2 protein-coding genes are annotated in these 1507 nt (G+C 68.5%); one reads left to right on the top strand and one right to left on the bottom strand.

The genetic code is table 11. From position 1 onward, the window contains the following. A partial coding sequence (locus tag FKP22_RS30100; RefSeq protein ID WP_141291885.1) for a hypothetical protein occupies positions 1-794 on the bottom strand: 794 nt, incomplete at its 3' end. Between the two features lie 200 nt (positions 795-994). On the opposite strand from FKP22_RS30100, the gene FKP22_RS30095 reads away from it, so the two are divergent. Further along, positions 995-1342 carry a hypothetical protein gene (locus FKP22_RS30095; RefSeq protein ID WP_141291884.1) on the top strand — a complete coding sequence of 116 codons (348 nt, stop codon included), beginning with the start codon at positions 995-997 and terminating at the stop codon, positions 1340-1342. Positions 1343-1507: the final 165 nt, after the last annotated feature.

The raw sequence follows: 1507 nt of genomic DNA, 5'->3' as shown, positions 1-1507 counted from the left end.
CGCTGTGCCGCCCGGGTCAGCGCGGTGCGCGGCAGCGCAATGATCACCGCCCAGCGGTAGCGGCTGGGCTTGCTGAGGTAGCTCAGCGATGGCACGCCGTCCAGCGTGGTCGATTCGGCAAAGCCGTCTTCGCCGGCCTGGGCACGGCGCTGGATGTCGCCGGTGGCCTGCCGGCCCAGCCACTTTTCCGGATCGCGGCTGCGGGCGATCACGTGCTGGTCCTGGTCGATGATGGAGGCGACGCTGCCTTCGGGGTACCGGTGCTCGTCGAGGATGGCCTGCATCACGCTCGGCTCGAAGGACACGCCGACGTTGTACTGCGGCGGCTGCACGCCGCGCTGCGCCGCGAACACGCCCAGCACCGGCTTCTTCAGCAATGGCGCCTGCTGGGCGAAGAATACTTCCGGCTCGCCGGTGACGAAGTGCGCGCCGGGTGGCCGCGGGCGCGGCGTCAGGTCCAGCTCGGGCAGCAAGGTGTTCAGCAGCACGCGTTCGCGGTCGACCAGGAAGGCCCAGTTGCCGCTGCCCTCGACGGCCACCGCGGCCTCTTCGCGGAAGCGGCGCAGGTCACCGTCGTGCAGCGCGCTGGAGCCCGCCAGCGTGCGGGCCATGACCGCGCGCTTGTCCAGCTCCCGCTCGGCAACGAAATTCAGGCTTTGCCCGATGTTCTGCACGTTCATGCGCGCGCTGTCTTCCTCGCGCTGGTAGGTGGTGCGCGCCAGCAGGCCAAAGCCGATGACGGCCGGCAGCCAGACGGCGAAGACCAGCAACAGGAGACGGGTGCGGATGCTCATGTCAGCTTGGTGGGGCTTCGGGAGAGGGCTTCAGAACGGTCAGCAAGCCAGGAAGTTAACAGCACTTGCTGACTTCGGTTGGCACGGCGCTTGTCGGCCTGCGCCTACAGCGCCATGCGGCGTTCACTCACGGGCTGTTTGCGGGCCCGACGGTCTACTGCACGGCAATCCAAGAACGCACTTTCCGACGCTGTCATCCCATGTCCAATCTCCTCGCCGAACGCCCCGTCACCCGTGCTGCCGTGCCCGATGCCATGCAGGGCCGGACGCTGAAGCTGCGCTGGCTCGAAGGCCCGATCCGGGGCGAGTCCCAGGAAATCCGTTTCCACGAGGACGGCACCTTCGGCCTGTCGGGCCACCCGGCCTCCCTGCGCATGCCCTACAGCTGCTTCGAGCTGGCCGAAGAAGTCCAGCTGGTTTCGCTGCCTTCGCCCGCCGGCTACACGCTGACGATGGCGCTGAATTTCAACGACCGGTCGACCATGGGCGTGGCCACGCGTGCAGACGGCTGGGAGCCGGTGCGCGGGCACATCGAACTGCTGAACTGACGCCTGTCTCAGCGCTGCCAGGCCCGGTCGCGTGCGCTGCGCTCCTGCGTGGCGTCCAGCGCATTGCCGGCGATGTACCGGTCCACCGCTGCCAGCACGGAAGGCGGAAGCGTTGAAGCCGCCTGGCGCAGGCCAGCGGCTTGGCTGGCGTCCACCTGCTCCGCG

It is taken from the genome of Ideonella azotifigens, assembly GCF_006519715.1.
GTDB classification, from domain to species: domain Bacteria; phylum Pseudomonadota; class Gammaproteobacteria; order Burkholderiales; family Burkholderiaceae_C; genus Ideonella; species Ideonella azotifigens.
The sequence above is the reverse complement of the archived record's forward strand: the minus strand, read 5'-3'. Positions and strand labels throughout refer to the sequence as shown.

Excerpts from the sequence above, each read along its gene's own strand:
- FKP22_RS30095 (WP_141291884.1), top strand. The coding sequence starts at position 995 with ATGTCCAATCTCCTCGCCGAACGCCCCGTCACCCGTGCTGCCGTGCCC.